We start from the raw sequence: 19,727 nt of genomic DNA on the forward strand, positions 1-19,727 counted from the left end.
AGGCTTTGTAACATTCAACCCTTATGTTGCCTGTTCCACCGCTTTCGCGAGCAAGCTCGCTCCCACATTGGCCCTCGCTCAAATTCATGATCCGGAGTTTTCCATGACGGCCCACGCCGACCTATCGCCGACCCTTCAACTGGCCATCGACCTGATCCGCCGTCCTTCCGTGACCCCAATCGATGCCGACTGCCAGAAGCAGATGATGCAGCGCCTGGGCGATGCCGGTTTCACCCTGGAGCCGATGCGCATCGAAGATGTGGATAACTTCTGGGCCACTCATGGCAACAACGACGGCCCGGTGCTGTGCTTCGCCGGCCACACCGACGTGGTGCCGACCGGTCCGGTTACCGCATGGCAGATCGATCCGTTCAATGCCGTGATCGACGAACATGGCATGCTCTGCGGCCGTGGCGCGGCAGACATGAAAGGCAGCCTGGCATCGATGACAGTCGCCGCTGAACGCTTCGTCGCCGACTATCCGAATCACAAGGGCAAGGTCGCTTTCCTCATCACCAGCGATGAAGAAGGCCCGGCGCATCACGGCACCAAGGCAGTGGTCGAGCGTCTGGTCGCGCGCAAGGAGCGTCTGGACTGGTGCATCGTTGGCGAACCGTCGAGCACCACGCTGGTCGGCGATGTGGTGAAAAACGGCCGTCGCGGCTCCCTCGGCGCCAAGCTCACGGTCAAAGGTGTGCAGGGCCACGTGGCCTACCCGCACCTGGCGAAGAACCCGATCCACCTCGCCGCTCCGGCGCTGGCAGAGCTGGCCGCCGAGCACTGGGACCACGGCAACGATTTCTTCCCGCCGACCAGCTTCCAGATTTCCAACCTCAATTCCGGCACCGGCGCGACCAACGTGATCCCGGGTGATCTGGTGGCGGTGTTCAACTTCCGTTTCTCCACCGAATCGACCGTCGAAGGCCTGCAGAAACGCGTTGCCGACATCCTCGACAAGCATGGTCTGGACTGGCACATCGACTGGGCGCTGTCCGGCCTGCCATTCCTCACCGAACCGGGCGCGCTGCTCGATGCGGTGTCGTCGAGCATCAAGGACATCACCGGTCGCGAGACCAAGGCGTCGACCAGCGGCGGCACCTCCGATGGCCGCTTCATCGCGACCATGGGCACGCAAGTGGTTGAACTGGGCCCGGTCAACGCGACCATTCACCAGGTCAACGAGCGCGTGCTGGCAGCCGATCTCGACGTGCTGACCGAAATCTATTACCAGACCCTGATCAAGTTGCTCGCCTGATGCTCGCGTGCCCGATCTGCAATGAACCGCTCAACGCGGTCGACAACGGCGTGGTCTGCCCCGCCGGGCATCGGTTTGACCGTGCGCGTCAGGGTTATCTGAACCTGTTGCCGGTGCAGCACAAGAACAGCCGCGACCCGGGCGACAATCAAGCGATGGTCGAGGCGCGGCGTGATTTCCTCAACGCCGGGCATTACGCGCCAGTGGCCAGGCGTCTGGCTGAATTGGCGGCGAGTTATGCGCCGGAGCGCTGGGTCGACATCGGTTGTGGCGAGGGTTACTACACCGCGCAAATCGCCGAGGCTTTGCCCAATGCTGACGGCTACGCGCTGGACATTTCGCGCGAAGCCGTCAAACGCGCCTGCAAGCGCAACCCGGCGATTACCTGGTTGATCGCCAGCATGGCCCGCGTGCCATTGGCTTCAGGCAGTTGCCAGTTTCTCGCCAGCGTCTTCAGTCCGTTGGATTGGGAGGAAGCCAAGCGTCTGCTCAGCGCCGGCGGCGGGCTGATGAAAGTCGGCCCGACCCGTGGCCATCTGATGGAATTGCGCGAACGCCTGTACGACGAAGTGCGCGAGTACACCGACGACAAGCACCTGGCCCTGGTGCCGGCAGGCATGGCCTTGGCGCACAGCGAAACCCTGGAACTCAAGCTGACTCTGGACAAGCCCGAGGACCGCGCCAACCTGTTGGCGATGACGCCTCACGGCTGGCGTGCCAGTGCCGAGCGTCGTGCGGCGGTGATCGAGCAGGCCGAGCCGTTCGAGACCACCGTGTCGATGCGCTACGATTATTTCGTTCTTCAATAACTTTTGGTCTCGGGCAAAGGCCCGGGGCCGGCTAAATCCGCGAATGGATTTTTCAGACCCGCAGTGAGGACATCCATGCGCCAACCGGACATCGAGATTTATCTGAAAGACGCCGACGTCGACCACAAGGCCATCGCCGCCTGGCTCGGCCAAGCGCTGGGCCCGTGCAGCGACTGGGTGCAGAAAGGCCAGACGTACAAGTGCAAGGCCGGCAACGTGCCAGTGACCTGGCTGCCGAAAGCCGTGGGCAAGTGGAACAGCCTGTTCCTGGAAAGCGACCAGACCCCCTGGGACGACGACATCGCCTGCGCCCGCGCAGCCTTTGCCGCACTGAACGTCGAGGTGCGCTGCGCACCGGGAACGTGGGTCGAAGAAGAAGGTGAAGAAACCGCTGATCGCTGGATTCGCATCAGCGAAGACGGAGAAGAAGAGATCACCTGGAAGACCGCTTAGCGGCAGCTTCAAGCTTCAAGCTTCAAGCTTCAAGCTTCAAGCTTCAAGCTGAACTGCTTGCAGCTTGAGGCTTGAGGCTTGCAGCTGCTTTTACAGGCCTACAACGTCTTCCGCCTGCAACCCCTTCTCGCCGGTGATCACCGCGTACTCAACCTGTTGACCTTCGGTCAGCGAGCGGTGCCCTTCACCGCGTATCGCGCGGTAGTGCACGAACACGTCCACGCCGTCGTCGCGCTGGATAAAGCCGTAGCCTTTGGCGTCGTTGAACCACTTCACGTTGCCGGTTTCGCGTGTTGCCATCTGTTCATACTCCTTTTTTATTATTGAACGGGCTTTTCGCAGGAAAGCCTTCGAGGAACGTCAGCCTGCGTCCGACGTCCATGACAGGGCACCGGCAACAGAGCGCCGAGTATATGACAGGTGAAGAAACTCTCAACAGGAGATTACTTCGGCGCTTTTTTGCCGATTTTCGCCTAATACGGCAAACTGTCCGCCCCGAGCGCCTGCTCGGTTTTATTCACTCACGCAGAAGCCGTATGACCCGTTCCCCGTTCCGCCGTCTTGTGTTTGGCACCCTGCGCCGCCTGTTGTATCTCTGGGTTCGCTCCGAGACCATCAATCAGTCGTCGTTCACCCTCAACCTCGACCGCAGTCGTCCGGTGTTCTACGTCCTGCAAAACCCCTCGCTGACCGATCTGGCGGTGGTTGACACAGAGTGCACCAAGGCCGGTTTGCCACGCCCGGTGCTGGCTGTGTCGGTCGGTACGCTGATCGAACCTGCGGCGTTTTTTTATCTGACACCGGACCCGGACTGGCTCGGTCGCCAGGACAAACGCGGCGCGCCGCCGACTCTCACCCGCCTGGTCAGCGCGCTGACGCAGAACGCTGCCGAAGACGCGCAAATCATTCCGGTCAGCGTGTTCTGGGGCCAGTCGCCAGACAGCGAAAACAGTCCATGGAAACTGTTGTTCGCTGACAGCTGGGCGGTCACCGGTCGTCTGCGCCGACTGCTGAGCATCATCGTCCTCGGGCGTAAAACCCGCGTGCAGTTCTCCGCGCCGATTCACCTGCGCGAACTGATCGATCACAACAAGGGCCACGAGCGCACCGTGCGCATGGCCCAGCGCATCCTGCGCGTGCACTTCCGCAATCTCAAAGCTGCGGTGATCGGCCCGGACATTTCCCACCGGCGCAATCTGGTCAAAGGCCTGCTCAACCAGCCGCTGGTCAAACAGGCGATCCTCGACGAAGCCGAGCGCGAAAAAATCTCCCCGGAAAAGGCCAAGGCTCAGGCCCTGCGCTATGGCAACGAGATTGCTTCGGACTACACCTACACTGCGATCCGTTTTCTCGAAGTGGTGCTGAGCTGGTTCTGGAACAAGATCTACGACGGCATCAAGGTCAACCACATCGAGGGCGTGCAGAACGTCGCGCAGGGTCACGAAGTGATCTACGTGCCGTGCCACCGCAGCCACATCGACTACCTGCTGCTTTCCTATTTGCTGTTCCGCAACGGCCTGACCCCGCCGCACATCGCCGCCGGGATCAACCTGAACATGCCGGTGATCGGCAGCCTGCTGCGCCGTGGCGGCGCGTTTTTCATGCGCCGCACGTTCAAGGGCAATCCGCTGTACACCTCGGTGTTCAACGAATACCTGCACACGCTGTTCACCAAAGGTTTCCCGGTCGAGTATTTCGTCGAGGGCGGGCGCTCGCGCACCGGGCGCATGCTGCAACCGAAAACCGGCATGCTCGCGATCACCCTGCGCAGTTTCCTGCGTTCGTCGCGGATGCCGATCGTCTTCGTGCCGGTGTACATCGGATACGAGCGCGTGCTCGAAGGCCGCACCTACCTCGGCGAACTGCGTGGGGCGAGCAAGAAAAAAGAATCGATCTTCGATATTTTCAAAGTGATCGGCGCGCTCAAGCAGCGCTTCGGTCAGGTCGCGGTCAACTTCGGCGAGCCAATCAAACTGGCGGAGTTTCTCGACGCCGAGCAACCGGACTGGCGCCGGCAGGAGCTCGGCCCGCAGTTCAAACCTGCGTGGCTCAACGAAACCACCAACCGCCTCGGCGAGAAAGTCGCCCGCCACCTCAACGAAGCGGCGGCGATCAATCCGGTGAATCTGGTGGCGTTGGCTCTGCTGTCGACCACGCGTCTGGCCCTGGATGATCGCGCCATGGCGCGGGTGCTGGACCTGTATCTGGCGCTGCTGCGCAAAGTCCCGTATTCGCCGCACACCACCTTGCCGGAAGGCGATGGCCGGGCGCTGATCGAGCATGTGAAAGACATGGATCTGCTCGCCGAGCAGAACGATGCGCTGGGCAAGATTCTGTATCTGGACGAGCAGAACGCGGTCCTGATGACTTACTACCGCAACAACGTCCTGCACATTTTCGCTCTACCGTCGTTGCTGGCGAGTTTCTTCCAGAGCACCTCGCGCATGAGCCGCGAGCAGATCCTGCGCTACACCCGCGCGCTGTATCCGTACCTGCAATCGGAGCTGTTCATCCGCTGGAGCCTGGACGAACTAGATGCAGTGATCGACCAGTGGCTGGAAGCCTTCGTCGAGCAGGGCCTGCTGCGTTTCGAGAAGGACGTTTACCTGCGCCCGGCACCGAGTTCGCGGCATTTCGTGCTGCTGACACTACTGTCGAAAAGCATCGCGCAGACCCTGCAGCGGTTCTACATGACCGTATCTTTGCTGCTCAACAGCGGCCAGAACAGCATCAGCGCCGAAGAGCTGGAAGATCTGTGCACAGTGATGGCCCAGCGTCTGTCGATCCTCCATGGCCTGAACGCCCCAGAGTTTTTCGACAAGAGTCTGTTCCGCCACTTCATCCAGACCCTGCTCGACCTCGACGTCCTGCGCCGCGACGAAGCCGGCAAGCTCAGCTACCACGAACTGCTCGGCGAGCTGGCCGAAGGCGCGGCCAAGCGCGTGCTGCCGGCGGAGATTCGCCTGTCGATCCGCCAGGTCGCGCTGCACCGCAGTGAAGATGCGGCGGATCAAGTTACCGCGTTGCCGGAAGCCTGACGCAAATCCCTGTAGGAGTGAGCCTGCTCGCTCCCACATTGAAAGGAGATTCACCCATGAAAAAACTGTTGACCCTCGCCGCCGCCACCCTGCTGAGCGCCTGCCAATCAACCACACCCGCCGGCAAGGCCAGCCTCGACGGCGAAGTCTTCTACCTGCAACGCATCGCCCTGCCCCCGAGCGCGACCCTGAGCGTGAGCCTGCAAGATGTGTCGCTGGCCGATGCACCGGCCATCGTCCTCGCCGAACAGAACAGCCCGATCAAAGGCCAGGTGCCGCTGCCATTCCATTTGAGCTACGATCCGGCGCAGGTCAAATCCGGCCACCGTTACTCGGTCAGCGCGCGCATTGAAGTCAACGGCGAGCTGATGTTCATCACCACCGAAAACCACGCCGTGCAACTCGACGGCAACGACCCGCAGCCGCTGAAAATCCGCGTCGACGCCGTTCGTTAATCCACTCGCCAAAGGAAGACGCCATGCGCCGCCCTACCCTTCGCTTCGCCGCTGCCTGCGCCGGCTTGCTGATCTCCGCCAACGCCCTGGCCCTGTCGCTCAGCGACCTGTCCCAGCAAGACGCCACCGGCGGCCTCAAGGACGCCCTGACCCAAGGCGCCCAGATCGCCGTGAAACAACTCGGCACCCCGGGCGGCTTCAGCAATAACCCCGAAGTGAAAATCGAACTGCCAGGCAAACTCGGCAAAGCCGCAAGCAAGATGAAAGCCTTCGGCATGGGCGCCCAGGTCGAAGAACTGGAAACCGCGATGAACAAAGCCGCCGAATCCGCCGTGACCCAGGCCCAGCCAATCCTCGTCGATGCAGTGAAGAAAATGAGCGTGGCCGACGCCAAAGGCATCCTCAGCGGCGGCAACGATTCCGCAACCCAGTACCTGAACAAATCCAGCCGCGAACAGATCCGCGCGAAATTCCTGCCCATCGTCAAACAAGCCACCGACAAGGTCGGCGTCGCGCAGAAATACAACGCCTTTGCAGGTCAAGCTGCGGCTTTCGGTGTCGTCGACGCCAAGAGCGCCAACGTTGAAAGCTACGTCACCGAACAGGCACTCAATGGTTTGTTCGAGATGATCGGCAAGCAGGAAGAGACGATACGTCAGAACCCGGCCGCTGCGGCGACGAGTCTGGCGAAGAAGGTGTTTGGTACGCTTTAAGTCGTTACAACATGGGGGCGATTCAATTCGCTCCCATGCTTGCCTCCACGTAAAGAACTACGTAAAAAAAACACCCACTCCCGCCCCATCTTCCTTCTCTCAAAAAGCTGCAATTGGTCCAGCTCTTCCAGAATCGACGCCGCCTCGCTACCCGAGCAGGAAAAATTTTCCGCGACATTGCTCGCCGTAAACTCCTTCGCCTCCCCGCTTTTAGCCACCTGATAAACCGCGCGCTGCCGTTCCGTCAGTTGAGCAATTACGCCAGAGCTCGTCAGCCAGCGCTCAAAGTCCTGAGTGTCTGCCAGACTCTTGCGGTACACAGTTATAAAACCGACCACGGCTCGCAAAATCACCGCGCATTGAAACTCGATGAAATAAGTCAGATCCAGCTCGTCTGCCTCGGTGTGCAGGTAGGAGCGTCCGTATTTCACCGGTGCATTGCGCAGCAGCAGACTGATCGCAATGTAGCGAAACGCCGCGAACTCATGTTTGAACATGAACCAGTAAAACAAGGCTCTCGCGACCCGTCCGTTACCGTCGCGAAATGGATGTTCATAACCCATGGCGAAATGCAGCGTCACGGCCTTGATCAGTGGATGCAGATAATTTTTGTCCAGAATCGAGGCAGCGGGCCGGTTGATCCAGGCGGACAACCTCGCCAACCGCGCAACCAATCCTGCAGCAGGAGGTGGTCGGTGCACGGTGTTGCCTGAACCATCCTGAACAACCACCTCATCATTGGTCCGGAACAATCCGGGGGAATACTGCTCGTCATCGATCCCCTCCACACCCACTCGATGGATCTCTGCAATCAGCTCAATGCTCAGAGGTTCATAACGCTTTTCCCAAGCGAAATTCATCATTCGATAATTACCCATGACCATGCGCTCATCTGGCGTCCGCGGCTGGCGCTGATGCTTGAGCATGTCCTTGGCTACGCGCGTGGTAGTCGCCGCGCCCTCCAACTGGCTACTGGCGATGGCTTCGTCTTCGATCAGGTCATTGAGCAGACAGGAGAAATGCGCCCGCTCGCCGATCTGACTGGTCATGTAATCCAGCGCGGCCGTACTGGCGTAACGATCCACCACAGCCAAGGTTTTTTGCGCCAACGGCGTTGGCACGTACTTGCCCCACTGCACCGGCTCGCCCAACGGCAACAAATGAATGTACTGGGCCGCCCGCGCCTTCTTCACCAACGCCCAACAAAGGTTCGCGTCCAACCCTACCGCCCAGCGAAAGCGCAACGCCTCGAATGGCAAGTAGCGCCCCTGATCATCGAGCGGCTTGAGCAGCGCCAGATAATCCGCAAGTCGTTGCTTGTGTGGCGAGCGGGCCAACAGGTCGAAAACAGGATCCGTTCTGCCGGCTAATGTCGGTGGTTTCTTCATCAGACAGACTCAAGGACTCGGAAAAGCAGAACCCGGAGTACAGCATTGGACGGCCAGCGCCTCAAGATCGGAGGATTCTGAAAAACCTGTAGGAAGGCAGCGTGAATTGGCGATTCGAAATGAATTGGCTGTCAGGCCGCCTTCGCGAGCAAGCTCGCTCCCACAAAAGCAAAAGCAAAATCAAAGCAGCGAAGCTGCCCGCGGCGAAGCCGCCCCACTCAACAATGAGCGCAAGCTCGAGTACTGCTTTTGATCTTGATCCACCGGCGACGTCGGAAGGCTGAGTGGAGGGATTGATCTGGGCGTGGGAGCGCAGCGACCGTCTGGCGCAGCCAGACACAGCGGAAGGAGGTGCAGCGAAGCAAACCGTAGCCGCTGCGCCCGGATCAGTCCCGGAGCGAAGGAACCCGAGCCTGCAAGGGCCGAACGCAGGAGCAAGCCTTTTTGGGTACTTTTTCGGCGTCTGGAAAAAGTGCCTCGCCGTAAGGGCGAAACCGCCAGCCGCACCACCCACAGCACCGGATATACACCCAAAACCCCCAAGTCATGGTCGGCCCGAAGGCCGCCACGACACAAAAACCTCAAGCCTCCTTACGCACCCTGAACCAGGCCGCATACAACGCCGGCAAAAACAACAGCGTCAGCGCAGTCGCAACAATCAACCCACCCATGATCGCCACCGCCATCGGCCCGAAAAACACACTGCGCGACAGCGGAATCATCGCCAGCACAGCCGCCAGCGCCGTCAATACAATCGGCCTGAAGCGCCGAACCGTAGCCTCGATAATCGCCTGCCAGGGCTTAAGCCCCGATGCAATATCCTGCTCGATCTGATCGACCAGAATCACCGAATTGCGCATGATCATCCCGGACAACGCGATGGTCCCGAGCATCGCCACAAACCCGAACGGCTGCCGGAACACCATCAGAAACAACGTCACCCCGATCAGGCCCAGTGGCGCGGTGAGAAACACCATCGCCGTACGCGAGAAACTGCGCAACTGCACCATCAGCAAGGTCAGCACCACGACAATGAACATCGGCACCCCGGCATTCACCGACTTCTGCCCGCGCTCGGAATCCTCCACCGTGCCGCCGACATCCAGCAGATAACCATCGGGCAACTCAGCGCGAATCGGGTCCAGCGTCGGCATGATCTGCTTGACCAGCGTCGCCGGTTGTTCCTTGCCATAAATGTCCGCGCGCACGGTCACGTTCGGCAGGCGGTTGCGGTGCCAGATGATGCCTTCCTCGAAGCCATATTCCAGCGTGGCAATCTGCGACAACGCCACACTGCGGCCGTTATCGGTCGGCACCGCGAGACTCGGCAATAACGACAACTCAGTGCGCTCGTGCACGGTACCGCGCAGCAGAATCTCGATCAACTCGTTGTCTTCGCGGTACTGGCTAACGGTCGAGCCGACCAGCGAACTCTGCAGGAATTTCGCCAGATTGGCGGTGCTCACACCGAGGGCGCGGGCGCGATCCTGATCGATGTTCAGATAAACAACTTTGCTCGGTTCTTCCCAGTCCAGGTGCACGTTGACCACATGCGGATTCTCGCGAACCTTTGCTGCCACCTTGCGCGCCAATGCACGGACTTCTTCGATGTGTTCACCGGTAACGCGGAACTGCACCGGATAGCCAACCGGCGGCCCGTTTTCCAAGCGAGTGACCCGCGAACGCAGAGCCGGGAACTGTTCGTTGAGGGTTTCGATCAACCAACTGCGCAGCGCTTCACGCTCTTCAATGGTTTTTGCCAACACCACAAACTGGGCAAAACTCGCCGCCGGCAGTTGCTGATCCAGCGGCAGATAAAAGCGTGGCGAACCGGTGCCGACATAGGCCACATAATTGTCGATGCCGGCGTGCTCCTTGAGCAGCGCCTCGAGGCGTTTGACTTCACTGGTGGTGTTGGCCAGCGAAACGCCTTCGGCCAGTTTCAGGTCGACCATCAACTCCAGCCGGTTCGAAGCCGGGAAGAACTGCTGCGGCACAAAGCGGAACAACATCACCGAGGCAATAAACAGGCCCACGGTGAGCACGATTACCGTCTTTCGGTGCGCCACACACCACTCCACCAGACGCCGCACGCGCTGATAGAACGGCGTGGCATACGGATCCGGCTGACCATCGCCAGTACCGTGTTTTGCCGCGTGAATTTTCGCCAGATCCGGCAGGAGCTTTTCCCCCAGATACGGTACGAACATCACCGCCGCGACCCACGACGCGAGCAAGGCAATGGTCACCACCTGGAAAATCGAGCGGGTGTATTCACCGGTGCCGGACTGCGCAGTGGCAATCGGCAGGAAGCCGGCGGCGGTGATCAGCGTGCCGGTAAGCATCGGGAATGCGGTGCTGGTCCAGGCATAACTCGCCGCGCGAATGCGGTCGAAGCCCTGCTCCATTTTGATCGCCATCATTTCCACGGCAATGATCGCGTCATCCACCAACAAGCCCAGCGCCAGCACCAGCGCACCGAGGGAAATCTTGTGCAGGCCGATGCCGAGGTAATACATGCAAGCGAAGGTCATCGCCAGCACCAGCGGAATGGTCAGCGCGACGACCATGCCGGTGCGCACACCGAGGGAAAAGAAGCTCACCAGCAAGACGATCGCCAACGCCTCGACCAACACCTGGACGAACTCGCCGACGCCGGTTTTTACCGCTGCCGGCTGATCGGACACCTTGCGCAACTGCATGCCGGCCGGGAGGTTTTTCTGGATCCGCGAGAACTCGCCCTCCAGCGCCTTGCCCAGCACCAGAATGTCGCCGCCGTCCTTCATCGCTACGGCCAGACCGATCGCATCGTCGCCCATGAAACGCATGCGCGGCGCCGGTGGATCGCTGAAACCGCGACGTACATCGGCAATATCGGAGATGCGGAACGTACGATCGGCGACACGGATCGGAAAGTTCTTTATCTCATCGACTGTCTGAAAATTCCCCGAGACGCGTAGCTGCAAGCGCTCGCTGCCGGTTTCGAAGAACCCCGCCGTGGACACCGCGTTCTGTTCCTCCAGCGCCTGCTGCACTGCCGCCAGCGGCAAGCCGAGGGTGGCGAGCTTGACGTTGGACAGCTCGACCCAGATTTTCTCGTCCTGCAGGCCGAGCAGTTCGACCTTGCCGACGTCCTTGACCCGCTGCAGCTGGATCTGGATGCGATCGGCGTAATCCTTGAGCACGGCGTAGTCGAAACCGTCGCCGGTCAACGCATAGATATTGCCGAAGGTGGTGCCGAACTCATCGTTGAAGAACGGCCCCTGGATCCCCGGCGGCAGGGTCTGGCGAATGTCGCCGACCTTCTTGCGCAACTGGTACCAGAGGTCAGGGATCTGCTTGGAGTGCATCGAGTCGCGGGCGATAAAGGTGACCTGGGATTCACCGGGGCGTGAGAACGACATGATGCGTTCGTACTCGCCGGTTTCCATCAGCTTCTTTTCGATCCGTTCAGTAACCTGGCGCGAGACTTCCTGCGCGGTCGCACCGGGCCAGCGAGTCTGGATGACCATGGCCTTGAAAGTGAACGGCGGGTCTTCGCTCTGGCCGAGTTTGGTGTAGGACAACGCGCCGACAACGGCGAGCAAAAGCATCAGGAACAGCACGATCTGGCGATTACGCAACGCCCATTCGGAGAGGTTGAAGCGCATTGGGGCTTACTCCTTGTTCGCCAGATTGACCACACGATTGGAGCGATCCACTGGTCGCACCTGCTGGCCGTCGAGCAATACGTGAACGCCGGCAGCCACCACCCAGTCGCTGGCATTCAAGCCTTCGAGCACCGCCACGCTTTTCTCGCCGAACGGACCGACCCGTACCGGAGTTTTCTTCAACGTGTTGTTGCCGTTGACCACCCAGACGTAGGTCGCGCCGTTTTCAGCGGTCAGCGCGGAAAGCGGTATGGACAGCGAGACACTGTCAGCCGCTTGCACGAACACCCGGGCGCTCTGCCCCAGTTCAGCCGGGACTTTGCCGCTGGTGAACGAGATACGCGCAGCAAAAGTGCGTGAGCGCGGATCGGCGGACGGCGACAACTCGCGGATCTGCCCGGCGAAGCGTTGATCCTGCTGTGCCCACAATTCCACGGTAACCGGCTGACCGACCTTGAAGCGGCCAAAGCTTTGCTCCGGGAGGCTGATCAACACTTCGCGCTCACCATCGGTGGCGAGGGTGAACACGGTTTGCCCGGCAGCGACCACCTGACCGACTTCCACCGAACGCTTGGCCACCACACCATCCTGCGGCGCACGCAGCACCGCGTAACTGGCCTGGTTGGTCGAAACGTTGAATTCGGCTTTGATTTGTTTAAGGCGGGCTTCGCCGGAGCGATATAGATTTTCGGCGTTGTCGTAGGCCGAGCGGCTGACCATCTGCCGATCCATCAGGGTTTTATAGCGATCCCGTTCGGCGCGGACCAGGTTCAGATTGGCCTCGGCGGCGGCAACCTGCGCGCGGGTGGCTTCCAGTTGCAGGCGCACATCCTGCGGATCGAGTTCGGCCAAGGGCTGATCGGCCTTGACGCGCTGGCCTTCGTCGACCAGTCGTCGGCTGACTTTGCCGCCGATGCGGAATGCCAGATCAGGCTCATAACGGGCACGCACCTCGCCCGGATAACTTTCCATCGCCTGCGCCGAAGGCTCGGGCTGTACCACCATGGCCGGGCGTACGGTGACTTTGGTCACCTCTTCCTGACCGCACGCCGATAACAGGAACGCCAGACTGACTGGCACGGCAAAGGACAACGCATGGCGGAACATGGTGACGGACCTTTCGCGAATGAGGCTTGGAATATTTATACTGGCGGGTATGGTATTAATAGCAAACTCACCAGTCCAGTATTAAAAGCGAAGAATGTCGAACAATCTTTCAGCTCCAAACGGCCCGGGCCGCCCCAAGGATCTGGCCAAACGCCAGGCAATCCTCGATGCGGCGAAAACCCTGTTTCTCTGCCATGGCTACGCCAACACCAGCATGGACGCGGTGGCCAGCGAGGCCGGCGTGTCGAAGCTGACGGTCTACAGCCATTTCAACGACAAGGAGACGCTGTTCTCCGCCGCCGTCGTCGCCAAATGCGAGGAACAATTGCCACCGCTGTTCTTCGAATTGCCGGACGGCATCCCGGTGGAAAATGTATTGCTGAACATTGCCCGAGGCTTCCACCACCTGATCAACAGCGATGAATCGGTGAACCTGCACCGTCTGATCATGGCGCTGGGCAGCCAGGATCCGAAGCTGTCGCTGATCTTCTTCGAGGCCGGCCCCGAGCGCGTGGTCAACGGCATGGAAGGTCTGCTGACGAAAATCCATGCAACCGGCGCGCTGAGCATCGACCAGCCACGCAATGCCGCCGAGCACTTCTTCTGCCTGATCAAAGGGGCGGGAAATTTTCGTTTGTTGTACGGCTGCGGCGAGCCGCTGACCGGAGAGGCAGCGGAACGGCATGTGCGGGAGGTGGTGGGGTTGTTTATCAGGGCCTATGGGGGAGGAGCAGCTGCGAGCTTCTAGCTGCAAGCTGCAAGAAAAAGCAAAAGCAGTGAATTGGCTCTGGCTCTGGCTTGTAGCTTGTAGCTTGTAGCTTGTAGCTTGTAGCTTGTAGCTTGTAGCTTGTAGCTTGTAGCTTGCAGCTTGCAGCTGCTTCTAGGACTTCAGCGCTTTCTTCGGATAAATGTCATACCGGCTCGATTTGCCATCCAGCGCATGGCTCGGTTTCGGCCCTTCGATGCACGGCGCCTTGCGCGGGCGTTTGACTACCACCCGATGCGTGGCCAGGGCCAGTGCGGCTTCGAGCAGGGCCGGGGCATCCGGGTCATCGCCCACCAGCGGGCGGAACAGGCGCATTTCCTTTTTCACCAGCGCGGTTTTCTCGCGATGCGGGAACATCGGGTCGAGGTAGATCACCTGCGGCGGCTCCCCTTCCCAACTGCGCATCACTTCGATGGAATTGCCCTTGAGCAATTTCATCCGCGCCACGATCGGCGCTACATCGAAATCTTCTGCCGCCCGGGCCAGGCCGTCCTCAAGCAGTGCGCCGATCAGCGGCTGACGCTCGATCAGGCTCATTTCACAACCGAGACTGGCCAGCACAAATGCGTCCTTGCCCAGCCCCGCCGTGGCATCGAGGACGCGCGGACGCACGCCTTGGGCGATGCCGACCGCTTTAGCGATCATCTGCCCGCTGCCGCCGCCATACAAACGACGATGCGCCGCGCCGCCTTCGACGAAGTCGACCCGCACCGGCCCAGGCGCATCCGGGCCGAGCTGCTGCAACTGCAAACCCTGCTCGCCGACCTGCAAGGCGAACTCACCGTGCGCCTCGCCGAGCGGCAGGCCAAGACGTTCGGCCCAGTGTTCGGCTTGCGCTTGAAACGTCGGGGCGAGGGCCTGGACATGGATGCGGCAGGCCGCAGGTGACTCGATCATGAAAAAAACGCTCAAAAAAGTTAAGGATCGACAAAAACCGCCGATAAACCATTCAACGCGCATTTTGCCAGAGCTGAGCGTCAACCGAAAAAAATGTCAGGCATTCTTCCCACATCGATTGGCTACGTTTCGCCCCATGGCGACTTTAGCCGTCATAACACTCAAGCACTGAGCGGCGTCAGTCACCTGTGGCAGGATTTCTTTGCCCAGGCCCTGGCCGAACAGACGAGTGAAGTGGTGCCTGCCTGTGGCACGTTTCCACCGGTTGACCTGAACAGCCCGGAAGAACCGACCGTTGGCAGCGAGCTGCACGCGCACATCGTCAGCCAGCGTGAGTGCGACGTGGTCGAAACCCAGGTTCGCCCGCCGGAGCCACTGTTCCTGCCGATCGCCGAGTTCGAAATGGAGCTGCTGGACAAGCCGTTCCCACCGTTCCCGCCGGAAGAGCTCAAAGCCCAGCAAGAGCAACAGGATTTCGACAGCAGCTGGGTACGCCCGATTGTGATCAACAATGGCCAGCCAGTGCCGGAGCCAGGCCCTGCGCCGCAGAAACGTCCGCTGTACCTGCCGATTGCCGAGTTCGATCTGGACTTGCTGCAGAAGCCTTACCCGCCGTTCCCGCCGGAAGAAATCGTCGAGCAGCAGAAAGCTCTGGACTTCGATAATGGCTGGGCTCGCCCGATCGTTCTGCAGAACCTGCGCCTCGCCGCCTGATTCTCAGCGACACACGCTCCAGCGCCCGACATCGACATGAAAGTGATTGCGATGAGCGGCGTTGTAGTCCGGACTCAACACCACACTGAATGACTCACAGGCGCCGTCACGCAGCTGGCGCAGAAACTCTGCGTCCTGATTCTGCTTGGGCCAATCCTTGAGCACGCTGATCGTGCGCCCGTCAGCCAGGCGGAAACCGGCGATGTCCAGCGCGTCGGCACTCGCATGTCGGCTGAGAGCGCCGCTCTCACGGTTGTAGACATTGCGACAGGCGAAGCTGCCGAGGTGATCGACCCGCGCGATTTTCTGGCCGTAAACCGATTGCGCCGCCGGTTGCAGGGTGTGGTGTTCAAACATTGCGTAGGCCACCGCCAGCGGGCAACTGGCGATGAAACTGCTGCTCAGCGCCACTTCACCGCCCTGCACCCGCAGAGCACCTATCAGCGGACACTTGGCGCCCGGACTGTCGGCCTGGGGACTGACGCGCAGATCCGAGCTGCTCAATGCCTGTGCGCAAAGCTCGGGATCACTGCGCAGGCGCATGAGTTTGTAACCGGTCAGCCAGTTGGGCGCGGCTTTTATGTCCAATGGCGCCCACGGGTTCCACTGCGGCGGCACGTCCAGCCAACCACGCCAGACACTCACCGCGCCACCAGCGATCGCGAGCAACACCCCCCAGAACAGCCAACGTCCCATGCTCAGTCCTTGAAGAGTTGATTGGCCTTGGCATACGGCATCGACTGTGACGTGAAGCCAAAGGTGCCAAATTGCTGGATTTCTTCAGCCGCTCGGAAGAACTCGCCGAACGCCGCCAGCGCCAGTGCCGAGCCGGTGCTGATGCGGCGTACGCCCAGTTCCTCGAGCTGTTGCACGGTCAGCTTCAAACCGCCAGACATCAACACATTGACCGGTTTCGGCGCCACCGCTTGCACCACTGCGCGCACTTCTTCGGCGCTGCGTAAACCCGGTGCATAGAGCACGTCGGCACCCGCTTCGGCAAATGCCTGCAAACGGCGAATGGTGTCGTCGAGATCGGGATTACCGTGCAGGTAATTTTCCGCGCGGGCCGTGAGGATGAAGGGAAACGGCAGCGTGCGTACCGCCGCGACGGCGGCTTCAATCCGCGCCACGGCGTGTTCGAAGCAATAGATCGGCGCGTCCGGACGTCCCGTAGCGTCCTCGATCGACCCGCCCACCGCGCCCGCCTCGGCGGCGCGCAGAAGGCTCTGCGCAGACTCCAGCGGATCATCGGCAAAGCCGTTTTCCAGGTCCACCGCCACCGGCAGATCCGTCGCCGCGACAATCGCCCGGACATTGGCCAGGGTCTCGTCGAGACTCAACGCGCCATCAGCTTTGCCCTGAGAAAACGCGTAACCGGCACTGGTGGTGGCCAAGGCCTGATAGCCAAGACTGGCGAGCATCTTCGCCGAGCCGGCATCCCACGGATTGGGGATGACGAAGATCCCCTGGCGATCATGCAGGGCCTTGAAGGCTTGGGCTTTGAGGAGTTGCTGTTGACTGACTTGGACGTTCATCGACGGGCTCCCGGGCAGAAAAAACCCGCCTCAGAGCAAGCCAAGCTGCTCGGCGGCGGGTTCTCTGTATAGCTCAGGCAGCGCGGGCAAGCCAGGCAAACGTTGCATCAGTTTTGCGTGAAAACGTTGCGCCAGTTTCGCTGCCAACAGGTTGTCGGCGGTATGCAGAAAGACGTAGGGCGTGCGGCCCTCTTCGATCCATTCAGCGGCTTTCGCCACCCACGGCACAAGAAACGCATCGTTGGCCTCAAGCTCGGGATGGCCGATGAAGCGCACCTGCGGAAACTGCGTGAACGCCGCCGGACGCGTCGGTACACGCGGTTTTTTCGACTGCGCGTGGATCACCGAGGACTCGGTCGACAAGCAGCTGAACAGCGCGCGCGGGTCGAGACAGATGCGCTCGACACCGCGATCCAGCAACAGACGATTGAGCAGACGTTCGCTCTCGCCCTTGGCGAAGAACTGTTCATTGCGCACCTCGACCGCAAGCGGGCAATCCAGCGCATCGATAAACGCCGCGAGCTCCGGCAGACGCTGCGGCGTGAAGCTTTTCGACAGTTGCAGCCACAGCGGCGAAACACGTTCGCCTAACGGCTTGAGTAATTGCAGGAAGGTTTCGGCAGCGGTCAATTGCTCGCGCAAGTCGCCGCTGTGGCTGATGTCGCCGGGGAATTTGGCAGTGAAGCGAAAGTGCGCCGGCATGATCTCGGCCCAGCGCTGCACAGTGGCTGGCGACGGACTGGCGTAGAAGGTGGTGTTGCCTTCGACGGCGTTGAACACCTGGCAGTAGAGAGCGAGAAAGTCGGAGGTTTTTGCGTCTACCGGATACAGATACTCGCGCCAGGCATTTTCGCTCCAGGACGGGCAACCGAGGTAGTAAGGCAGATCCATCAGATATACAGATCGAGGCCCAGCACGTCTGCGTCCCAATCGACAAAACCGGCGGTGCTCAGGTAGCTGGCCAGGGCCATGGCTACGCTTTTCTTCATCGCGCGGTGGTAGATCATGTCTTGTTGACGGGCAGGCAGGTTGCTCAGGCGTTGCGCGGTGGCTTGAGCGGCACGAGCGGCCATCTGCTCTTCGCTCGGGAATTCCAGCTCGCCGTCGATGATGTCGACGGATTCATCCAGCGCCGCATTGCCTTTACGCGGCTTGCGCTTGATGGGGTAGGACTGAGTGGAAACGCCGTCTATACGCATAATGTCATGCTCGGTATCAATGATGGCAATTTAGCGGCACTTGACCGACTTAGCAAACCGCCGAGTGATAACTAGAACACATAAAGCGCAAAAGGTTTAAAACCGGAGCTGGAAACTGACGATTGGCAGGATTTGCAGAATGGCCCATGCACCCGTGGCGAGGGGATTTATCCCCGTTGGAGTGCGCAGCACTCCCCTGCATTTTTTCAGTGCCGCCGCATTTTCAGGACTTGCGACTGCTGCGCAGCCGAACGGGGCGGTGCGACGTTTCGCTAAATCCCCTCGCCACAAAATCAGCCCGGAGGTTTCAGCGGGCTTTCGGGGTGGCAACTTTATCGCGCAGGTAGACCGGCTGGGCGTCATCTGCCGGGATCGCCTCACCGCGCTCCCAGGCGAAACGCGCCAGCGTCAACAGGTCTTCGGCGTGGGGCAGCATGCCGGCGTCGGAGCCGCTCAGATTGACCGCAATGCGTTCACCATAACCCCAACCAGTACCGGCACCGAACCAGTCACCTGTGGCATCGGCCGGTAGCGCAGCCACCTCCGGCGGCAGCACCGCTTCGGCGCCAACCAGACGCATCTCCCCCGCCGTCTCGCGGTAGCAGCCCCAATACACTTCATCCATCCGCGCATCGATCGCAGCCGCGACCTGGCTTACACCCTGCTCACGAAAGGCACGCTGCGCCAGCACGGCAAGGTTGGATACCGGCAATACCGGACGATCCAGAGCAAAGGCCAAACCCTGCACCACACCGATGGCAATGCGCACACCGGTGAACGCGCCCGGGCCACGGCCGAAGGCAATCGCGTCGACAGCTTGCAACGTGGTACCCGCATCGGCGAGCAATTGCTGGATCATCGGCAGCAGCTTCTGCGCATGCAGACGCGGGATCACCTCGTAATGGCTCGTGACCTTGCCGTCATGCAGCAAGGCAACGGAGCAAGCTTCAGTCGCGGTGTCCAGGGCCAGCAAGGTGCTCATCGATGTTTCCAAGACAGGGGTGGGGAAAAAAGTGCGTCAGTATAAACAACTACGGCCCGCAAGCGGGCCGTGGATGATGCAGCCGATCAGACTTTTCAGCTCAGCGCGGCCAGCACCTTGGTGGTGATTGCATCAACCGAACCCACGCCTTCAATGTGGCTGCACTTTGGCTTGCCGCCGTTGTTGGTGGAAAGGTTCTGGTAGAACTCTACCAGCGGTTTGGTCTGCGAGTGGTAGACCGACAGGCGATGACGTACGGTTTCTTCGGTGTCGTCTTTGCGCTGCACCAGCTCTTCGCCGGTGATGTCGTCCTTGCCAGCCAGTTTCGGCGGGTTGTAGACGATGTGGTAAACGCGGCCGCTGGCTTCGTGAACACGGCGACCGGCGATGCGCTGAACGATTTCGTCGTCTTCTACAGCGATCTCGACCACGGCATCCAGCTCGACGCCGGCAGTGACCAGCGCTTCAGCCTGCGGAATGGTGCGCGGGAAGCCGTCGAACAGGAAACCGTTGGCGCAATCAGGTTGAGCGATGCGGTCCTTGACCAGCGCGATGATCAGGTCATCCGACACCAGGCCGCCGGCATCCATGATGCTCTTGGCTTGCACGCCCAGTGGAGTGCCAGCCTTGACCGCAGCACGCAGCATGTCGCCGGTGGAGATTTGCGGAATGCCGAATTTCTCGGTGATGAACTTTGCCTGAGTACCTTTACCGGCCCCGGGAGCTCCCAGCAGAATGACGCGCATCGATGTGCTCCTCAATTTTT

Annotated in this window: 19 protein-coding genes; 8 read left to right on the forward strand and 11 right to left on the reverse strand. The window is 60.5% G+C overall.

The window, feature by feature from the left end; genetic code table 11:
* Window positions 1–103 precede the first annotated feature (103 nt).
* From dapE to F8N49_RS06955, 3 genes are all read left to right on the forward strand, one after another.
* On the forward strand, window positions 104–1,255 hold the full coding sequence (gene dapE, locus F8N49_RS06945) for a succinyl-diaminopimelate desuccinylase (protein ID WP_071174532.1): 1,152 nt from the start codon (window positions 104–106) through the stop codon (window positions 1,253–1,255).
* Window positions 1,255–2,064: a putative RNA methyltransferase gene (locus F8N49_RS06950; protein ID WP_151551052.1), complete on the forward strand. Its 810-nt coding sequence runs from the start codon at window positions 1,255–1,257 to the stop codon at window positions 2,062–2,064. The genes dapE and F8N49_RS06950 overlap by 1 nt, the downstream gene beginning before the upstream one ends.
* A gap of 75 nt (window positions 2,065–2,139) precedes the next feature.
* On the forward strand, window positions 2,140–2,517 hold the full coding sequence (locus F8N49_RS06955; protein WP_016771488.1) for a hypothetical protein: 378 nt from the start codon (window positions 2,140–2,142) through the stop codon (window positions 2,515–2,517).
* A gap of 90 nt (window positions 2,518–2,607) precedes the next feature.
* On the opposite strand, the gene F8N49_RS06960 is transcribed toward F8N49_RS06955, so the two are convergent.
* A complete protein-coding gene (locus F8N49_RS06960) occupies window positions 2,608–2,817 on the reverse strand; it encodes a cold-shock protein (protein ID WP_016771489.1) in 210 nt (69 codons plus the stop codon).
* 236 nt (window positions 2,818–3,053) lie between these two features.
* Here F8N49_RS06960 and plsB point away from each other — a divergent pair, with 236 nt between their 5' ends.
* From plsB to F8N49_RS06975, 3 genes are read left to right on the forward strand one after another with little or no spacing between them, the layout of a single operon-like run.
* The gene (plsB, locus tag F8N49_RS06965) at window positions 3,054–5,555 is read left to right on the forward strand and encodes a glycerol-3-phosphate 1-O-acyltransferase PlsB (RefSeq protein WP_151551053.1); all 2,502 of its coding nucleotides are present in this window, start codon (window positions 3,054–3,056) and stop codon (window positions 5,553–5,555) included.
* 56 nt (window positions 5,556–5,611) lie between these two features.
* A complete protein-coding gene (locus F8N49_RS06970) occupies window positions 5,612–6,010 on the forward strand; it encodes a YbaY family lipoprotein (RefSeq protein WP_122751942.1) in 399 nt (132 codons plus the stop codon).
* Window positions 6,011–6,033: 23 nt separating this feature from the next.
* Complete coding sequence (locus F8N49_RS06975) at window positions 6,034–6,723, forward strand: DUF4197 domain-containing protein (RefSeq protein WP_125925183.1); 690 nt, start codon at window positions 6,034–6,036, stop codon at window positions 6,721–6,723.
* Here F8N49_RS06975 and F8N49_RS06980 read toward each other — a convergent pair.
* The 3 genes from F8N49_RS06980 to F8N49_RS06990 form a co-directional block, all read right to left on the reverse strand.
* Window positions 6,720–8,111, reverse strand: coding sequence for a Fic family protein (locus F8N49_RS06980; protein ID WP_122610713.1), 1,392 nt, complete (start codon window positions 8,109–8,111; stop codon window positions 6,720–6,722). The genes F8N49_RS06975 and F8N49_RS06980 overlap by 4 nt on opposite strands.
* A 581-nt stretch (window positions 8,112–8,692) precedes the next feature.
* Window positions 8,693–11,761: an efflux RND transporter permease subunit gene (locus tag F8N49_RS06985; RefSeq protein WP_041478146.1), complete on the reverse strand. Its 3,069-nt coding sequence runs from the start codon at window positions 11,759–11,761 to the stop codon at window positions 8,693–8,695.
* Between the two features lie 6 nt (window positions 11,762–11,767).
* A complete protein-coding gene (locus tag F8N49_RS06990; RefSeq protein ID WP_151551054.1) occupies window positions 11,768–12,868 on the reverse strand; it encodes an efflux RND transporter periplasmic adaptor subunit in 1,101 nt (366 codons plus the stop codon).
* 94 nt (window positions 12,869–12,962) lie between these two features.
* Between F8N49_RS06990 and F8N49_RS06995 the strand changes: the two genes are divergently transcribed.
* Entirely contained in the window at window positions 12,963–13,616 is a 654-nt protein-coding gene (locus F8N49_RS06995) for a TetR/AcrR family transcriptional regulator (RefSeq protein ID WP_122751938.1), read from the forward strand.
* Between the two features lie 132 nt (window positions 13,617–13,748).
* Here the strand turns inward: F8N49_RS06995 and F8N49_RS07000 are convergent, their stop codons facing one another.
* A complete protein-coding gene (locus F8N49_RS07000) occupies window positions 13,749–14,531 on the reverse strand; it encodes a class I SAM-dependent methyltransferase (RefSeq protein WP_151551055.1) in 783 nt (260 codons plus the stop codon).
* Between the two features lie 93 nt (window positions 14,532–14,624).
* Here F8N49_RS07000 and F8N49_RS07005 point away from each other — a divergent pair, with 93 nt between their 5' ends.
* Window positions 14,625–15,245 (forward strand): hypothetical protein, encoded by a 621-nt coding sequence (locus tag F8N49_RS07005; protein WP_056783179.1) that lies wholly within the window; start codon window positions 14,625–14,627, stop codon window positions 15,243–15,245.
* Between the two features lie 3 nt (window positions 15,246–15,248).
* On the opposite strand, the gene F8N49_RS07010 is transcribed toward F8N49_RS07005, so the two are convergent.
* From F8N49_RS07010 to adk, 6 genes are all read right to left on the reverse strand, one after another.
* Window positions 15,249–15,941 (reverse strand): extensin family protein, encoded by a 693-nt coding sequence (locus F8N49_RS07010; protein ID WP_122751935.1) that lies wholly within the window; start codon window positions 15,939–15,941, stop codon window positions 15,249–15,251.
* A gap of 2 nt (window positions 15,942–15,943) precedes the next feature.
* Window positions 15,944–16,780 (reverse strand): oxaloacetate decarboxylase, encoded by an 837-nt coding sequence (locus F8N49_RS07015; protein ID WP_071174523.1) that lies wholly within the window; start codon window positions 16,778–16,780, stop codon window positions 15,944–15,946.
* A gap of 30 nt (window positions 16,781–16,810) precedes the next feature.
* Window positions 16,811–17,671, reverse strand: coding sequence for a DUF72 domain-containing protein (locus F8N49_RS07020; RefSeq protein ID WP_110645882.1), 861 nt, complete (start codon window positions 17,669–17,671; stop codon window positions 16,811–16,813).
* On the reverse strand, window positions 17,671–17,979 hold the full coding sequence (locus tag F8N49_RS07025) for a hypothetical protein (protein WP_042606956.1): 309 nt from the start codon (window positions 17,977–17,979) through the stop codon (window positions 17,671–17,673). Before F8N49_RS07025 ends, F8N49_RS07020 begins: the two co-directional genes overlap by 1 nt.
* A gap of 307 nt (window positions 17,980–18,286) precedes the next feature.
* The gene (tsaB, locus tag F8N49_RS07030; RefSeq protein ID WP_122691757.1) at window positions 18,287–18,961 is read right to left on the reverse strand and encodes a tRNA (adenosine(37)-N6)-threonylcarbamoyltransferase complex dimerization subunit type 1 TsaB; all 675 of its coding nucleotides are present in this window, start codon (window positions 18,959–18,961) and stop codon (window positions 18,287–18,289) included.
* 95 nt (window positions 18,962–19,056) lie between these two features.
* Window positions 19,057–19,707 carry an adenylate kinase gene (adk, locus tag F8N49_RS07035; protein ID WP_071174520.1) on the reverse strand — a complete coding sequence of 217 codons (651 nt, stop codon included), beginning with the start codon at window positions 19,705–19,707 and terminating at the stop codon, window positions 19,057–19,059.
* Window positions 19,708–19,727 lie beyond the last annotated feature (20 nt).

This window comes from Pseudomonas sp. GXM4 (assembly GCF_008923895.1).
Classification (GTDB): domain Bacteria; phylum Pseudomonadota; class Gammaproteobacteria; order Pseudomonadales; family Pseudomonadaceae; genus Aquipseudomonas; species Aquipseudomonas atacamensis.